This is a genomic window from Actinomadura roseirufa, assembly GCF_900659635.1.
GTDB lineage: Bacteria > Actinomycetota > Actinomycetes > Streptosporangiales > Streptosporangiaceae > Spirillospora > Spirillospora roseirufa.
Map to the genome: position 1 here is coordinate 1 of NZ_CAACVB010000385.1, position 5649 is coordinate 5649.

The following is a 5649-nucleotide window of genomic DNA, read 5'->3' on the forward strand; positions in this document are numbered from 1 at the left end:
CGGTGTCGGCCGCCGACCCGGCGCCCCGCCTCGGCGTCCTGCTGGCCCGCGCCGTCCGGCGCCGGGGCCCTCCGGTGGCCCTGCCGCACGCCCGCTGATCCCGTCCTGACCCGGCGGGCCGGCCGGGCGTGCGCACGCACGCCGTCACCCACCGGAAAAGAGAAGACCCATGTTCGACCACAGACCCCCCAGGCGTATCGCGCTCGCCGGACTCGCCGCCCTCGCACTGCTCGGCGCCGCCGCGTGCGCGGACACCTCGGAAGGCGACGAGACGGCCGCGCTCACCGGCGCGGCGCCCGGCACGACCTCCTACCCCCTCACGTTCACCAACTGCGGGCAGAAGGTGACCTTCACCCGCGCGCCCCGGCGGGTCCTGATCCTGAACGGGACCTCCGTCGCCGAGTCCGAGAGCTTCGTGCTCCTGGGACTGCAGGGCCGCGTCCTCGCCAACGCCCAGTCCTACGGGGTGTCGGACGACCCGTCGATGGTCGCCGCCGTGAAGGCGATGCCCACCGGCGGGCTCACCATGAACAAGAACTTCGAGGTGCCCGCCGAGCAGGTCCTCGCCGCCAAGCCCGACCTCGTCGTCTCCACCTGGTCGGGCGGCTTCGACCCCAAGCGGGGCCTGGCCACCCGCGAGCAGCTCGCCGCGGCCGGCGTCACCACGCTGGTCAACCCGGTGAACTGCGCCTACGGCAAGCCCGGCGCGTCCGCCGCGGAGAAGCGGGCCTACGACCAGATCTCCATCGAGTCCTCCTACGAGTTCCTGAACCTGCTCGGACGCGTCTTCGACGTCCAGCACAAGGCGGCACAGGTGTCGGCCGACCTGCGGCGCCGGGTCGACGCCGTCCGCGCGCGCGTGGCGGGGCGCCCCGCCAGGAAGGTCCTGATCGTCTACCCGGGCATGTCGATGATGAACGCCTCCGGGCTGCCCGCCGTGATGACCGGGCGGATCACCGACGAGGTGATCAAGGCCGCGGGCGGGGTCAACGCGTTCGCCGGGGAGTCCCGGGACGTGACCAGCACCCTCACCCGGGAGCGGCTCGCCACGGCCGGGGTCGACGTGCTCGCGGTCGGCGCGTTCACGCCGTCGGAGGACCCCGCCGCCGAGGCGCGCAAGCTGTTCGCCGCGTACCCGCAGTGGCAGGCGTCCAAGACCCGGACCTTCGTGAGCCTCTCCGACGGCGCCTTCCTCGGCCCGCTGAACGCGTGGGCGGTCGAGAAGATCGCCAAGGTCGTCCACGATGGCTGAGACCGTGACCGCGCCGCCCCCCGCGGCGCCCGCCGGCCTCGCCGGGCGGCGCGGCCCGCACCTGGTCTCGGGCGCCATGACCTGGGTGCTCGTCGCGGGGCTCGGCGTCGCGCTCGTCGCCGTCGGGATCGCGGCGATCTCCATCGGGTCGGTGAACCTGCCCGTCGGCTCGGTCTGGCGGGTGATCTTCGCCCATCTGACCGGCTCGGCGTCCCCCGACCCGCTGCGCGACCAGATCGTCTGGGACCTGCGCGCGCCGCGCGTGCTGGTCGCGGCGCTCGTCGGGGCGGGGCTCAGCGCCGCGGGCGTGGCGCTGCAGGCCCTCGTCCGCAACCCGCTCGCCGACCCCTACATCCTCGGCATCTCCTCCGGGGCGTCGCTGGGCGCCGTGCTCGTCGTGTCCTACGGCACGGCGACCTTCGCGGGCGTCGGGGTCACCGGCGCCGCGTTCGGCACCGCCCTGGTCAGCGTGATCGTGGTGTACGTCCTGGCGCAGCGCGGCGGGCGGCTGCTGGACTCGCGGCTCGTGCTCGCCGGCGTCGCGGTCGGCTACCTGTGCTCGGCCGCGACCAGCTACGTGCAGCTGCAGGTCGACCCGACCGAGCTGCACGGCCTGATGTTCTGGCTGATGGGCAGCGTCGCGGGCGCCACCTGGTCCGACCTCGGGGTGCCCGCCGCCGTCATCGCGGTGTGCACGCTGCTGCTGCTCCTGCAGGGGCGCAACATGAACGCGCTGATGGCCGGGGACGACGCCGCGGCGGGCCTCGGCACGTCGGTGCAGGCGCTGCGGATCGGGCTGCTGGTCGTCGCCTCGCTGCTGACCGCGACGTCGGTCAGCGTCGTCGGCGGGATCGGGTTCGTCGGGCTGATGGTGCCGCACACCGCCCGGTTCCTCGTCGGCGGCGACCACCGGCGGGTGCTGCCGGTCGCGACGCTGCTCGGCGCGGTGTTCCTCGTCGCGGTGGACATCGCGGCCCGCACCGCCGACCGGCCGAACGAGCTGCCCATCGGCATCTTCACCACCGGTCTCGGGGTGCCGTTCTTCCTGTGGCTGCTGCGCCGCCGGGCGGGGGGTGAGGGCTGATGAGGCTGGTCATCGCCGGCGTCACCGCGCGCATCGAGGGCACCGCGATCGTGTCCGGCGTCGACCTGGTCGCCGAGCCCGGCTCGTTCGTCGGGCTGATCGGCCCGAACGGCAGCGGCAAGTCCACGCTGCTGCGCACCGTCTACCGCTCGCTGCGGCCCTCCGACGGGGTGGTGTCGCTGGACGGGGACGACCTGTGGCGGATGCGGGCCCGGCAGGCGGCGCTGCGCCGGGCGGTGGTGACCCAGCACGGCGAGCTGTCCGGGGAGTTCTCGGTGGCCGAGGTCGTCGCGATGGGGCGCGCCCCCCACAAGGGCATCCTCGAACGGGAGAACTCTGCCGACCGGGCGGTGGTCGAGCAGTCGCTGGAACGGGTCGGGCTCGCGCACGCGGCCGAGCGGCTGTTCTCCACGCTGTCGGGCGGCGAGCGGCAGCGCGCCCTCGTCGCGCGGGCCCTGGCCCAGGAGGCGCCGCTGCTCATCCTGGACGAGCCGACCAACCACCTCGACGTCCGGGCGCAGCTCGGCCTGCTCGACCTGGTCAGGTCGCTGGGGATGACGCTGCTCGCGGCCCTGCACGACCTGGACCACGCGGCCGCGTACTGCGACCACGTGATCGTCCTGGAGAAGGGCAGGGTCCGGGCGTCGGGCCCGCCGCTGGAGGTGCTGACCCCCGGCTTCGTCGCGGAGGTGTTCGGCGTGCGCGCCCACATCGGCGAGCATCCGATCACCGGACGTCCGCACATCGCCGTGGCCAGCCTCACCTAGCGGCCGTGCCCCGTTGACCGGGCCGCGAGCCCGGTCAACGGGGCACGGCGCCGTGCGTGCCGCTCCACGCCCCGGACTTCCACCCGAGAAGTCACTAGAAAGAATCACCCTCCAGCGCGGGTTCGCGGTGTCCGGGCACTGGCGGCTCGTGAGCCGGCGTGTCGTGGTGGAGAAGGGCGAAGAGCCGGTCCCAGCGGGCGAGCACCGCGTCGGGCCGGTAGCGGCCGACGGAGGCGCGGGCCGCACCGCCCAGCGCGCGGCGCAGGCCCGGATCCTCGATGAGCCGTCCGATCGCCGCGGCGAACGCGGCGGTGTCGCCCCGGCGCACCAGCAGCCCGCCCTCGTCGCCGAGCAGCGCGCGGACGCCGGGCGCGCAGTCGAACGCCACCGACGGCAGCCCGTAGGCCATCGCCTCCAGCACCGACATGGGAAGGCCCTCGTCCCGGGACGGCAGCGCGAAGATCGATGCCTCCACCAGCGCGTCCTCGACGTCGGTGACCACTCCCCGGAACTCGACCCGGCCGCCCAGCCCCGCCGCGGCGGTCTGAGCGCGCAGTTCCTCCTCCATCGGCCCGTCACCGTAGATGTGGAGCCGCCAGCCCGGATGGTCGGCCACGACCCGTTCCCACGCCTCCAGCATCAGGTCCAGGCCCTTCTCGTAGGACAGGCGGCCCACACAGGCGACGACGGGCAGGTCGAGGGTCGGGCGGACGACGGGCTCGACGTGCAACGCGTTGGGGATGTGACCGACGTTGGTCATGCCGTCCCTGGCCCAGGCGTCGGCGTCCTCCGCGGTGAGCACCACCAGCCGGTCGGCGCCGGCGTAGTGCTCCTTGACCCGCCGGTAGCGCGAGGACCGCCGGGTGGCCGCGTACGACTCGTGGCTCATGCCGATCACCCGCAGCCCGGAGGTGTCGGCCAGCCGGACCCACTCCATCGCCCAGACCTGCGCGACGATCACGACCGCGCCCGGCCGGGCCGCCGCGAACAGCTCCGACAGCCGGGCGGCGCCGCGCCGCCGCACCACCGCCCCCCACAGGTCGCGCCCCCGCGCCGCCGGATTCGGGTGGCGTGCCCACCCCGCCGGGCGACGGGCGGGACCGGGCGGTCGCCGGTCCCGGTGCAGCACCTCCAGCGCGTACGAGCCGTCCCGCCCGTGGTGGTGGGGCACCGCGCCGCGGGTGATGGCGACCAGTGTGACGCGATCGCCCCGCGCGGCCAGCAGCCGCGCCATGTGGTGCGCCCAGCGCTGCAGGCCGCCCATGTCGTCGGCGTTGTTGCACACGATGAAGACGTCACGCGGCGCCGCCACGTCCGCTCCCTTCGCCGAAGTAGCGTTCCACGACGGTCCGCGCCGCGGAGCCGCGGTCGTGCTCGCCGAACCGCCGCGCGAAGGCCCGGCGCCGGGCGGCGTGCGCGGCGGCGTCGGCGTCGAGGCGGCCGAGCGCGGCGACCAGCTCGGCCGGCGTCCGGGTGATCGGCCCCGGGGCGTGCCGTTCGAGGTCGAAGTAGCCGCCGTCCGGCTCCCGCCCGTCCGGCAGGTGCAGCACGATGGGCCGGTCGAGCAGCGCGTAGTCGAACATGATCGACGACTGGTCGGTGACGAGCGCGTCGGCGATCAGCAGCAGCGGGGTCACGTCGGGCACGCCGCCGGCGTCCCGCATGACCGCGCGGGCGGACGGCGGCAGCTTCGCCCCGCACAGGTAATGGGGCCGGACCAGGAGGACGAGCTCCTCCCCCAGCTCCCGCGCGAACACGGCCGGGTCGACGGGCGGCTCCAGGCGGCGGACGGGCCGCCCGCCGGGCCCGGTGCCGAACGTCGGCGCGTACAGCACCGCGCGCCGGCCGTCCCCGAGGCCCAGCGCACGGCGCAGCGCGGCGACCTCGGCGGCCAGCTCCGGGTCGCCCTCCACCCCGGTGACCAGCGGGTCATTGCGCGGATAGCCGGCGGCGAGCAGCTCGGCTCGGACCCCGAGCCCCCTCGCCAGCGTCGTGACGTCGTGCTCGGAGCGCACCAGGAAGCAGTCGAACCGGCTGACCATGCGGCGCAGCCGGGCCCGCTCGGACGCCGGCCCGCCCTTGAGCACCGGCTGGTCGAGGCCCATGCGCTTGTACGCCGACCCATGCCAGGTCTGGATGTAGGTGGTCTCCGGCCGCTTGCGGATCCCGTCGGGGTAGCCCTGGTCGTCCACCCAGAACTCGGCCCGCGCCAGCGCCAGGTAGTACGCCCACGAGCCCCGGCGGACCAGGTCCGCGTCCGGCGGAAACCCCTTGGGGGACGCCGCGTACGACCACACGGCGCGGACGGGCCGCCGCGCCCGGCGCAGCTCGCGGTGGATGTACTTGGGGCTGCCGGCGTAGCGGGCGCCGAGATGGCTCTCGAAGACCACGAGGCCCGGGCGTACGGGCAGCCGGCTCAGTACCCGGTTGAACAAGGCGATCTTGGTCCGCCGGGAGGAGAGCAGCCGGCGCGCCGACCGTTCCAGGCGCCTCGCCCCGCCCCGGGCCCGGCGGCCCGCGGAGGTCGCGGCGGCGCGCCGCACGGC

Annotated in this window: 5 protein-coding genes; 3 read left to right on the top strand and 2 right to left on the bottom strand. The window is 75.0% G+C overall.

From position 1 onward, the window contains the following. Positions 1-169: 169 nt before the first annotated feature. The 3 genes from E1291_RS38415 to E1291_RS38425 are packed head-to-tail and all read left to right on the top strand — an operon-like array spanning position 170 to position 3103. Positions 170-1252 (top strand): ABC transporter substrate-binding protein, encoded by a 1083-nt coding sequence (locus tag E1291_RS38415; protein WP_131742959.1) that lies wholly within the window; start codon positions 170-172, stop codon positions 1250-1252. After that, positions 1245-2336, top strand: coding sequence for a FecCD family ABC transporter permease (locus tag E1291_RS38420; RefSeq protein WP_131742960.1), 1092 nt, complete (start codon positions 1245-1247; stop codon positions 2334-2336). The genes E1291_RS38415 and E1291_RS38420 overlap by 8 nt, the downstream gene beginning before the upstream one ends. Further along, positions 2336-3103: an ABC transporter ATP-binding protein gene (locus tag E1291_RS38425; RefSeq protein WP_131742961.1), complete on the top strand. Its 768-nt coding sequence runs from the start codon at positions 2336-2338 to the stop codon at positions 3101-3103. Before E1291_RS38420 ends, E1291_RS38425 begins: the two co-directional genes overlap by 1 nt. Positions 3104-3197: 94 nt before the next feature. Here E1291_RS38425 and E1291_RS38430 read toward each other — a convergent pair whose 3' ends face one another. Both E1291_RS38430 and E1291_RS38435 read right to left on the bottom strand, forming a co-directional pair. Beyond that, entirely contained in the window at positions 3198-4415 is a 1218-nt protein-coding gene (locus tag E1291_RS38430; protein WP_207401169.1) for a glycosyltransferase, read from the bottom strand. Continuing rightward, positions 4399-5649 (bottom strand): CDP-glycerol glycerophosphotransferase family protein (locus tag E1291_RS38435; protein ID WP_207401170.1); only part of this gene is annotated, 1251 nt, incomplete at its 5' end. The genes E1291_RS38435 and E1291_RS38430, both read right to left, overlap by 17 nt.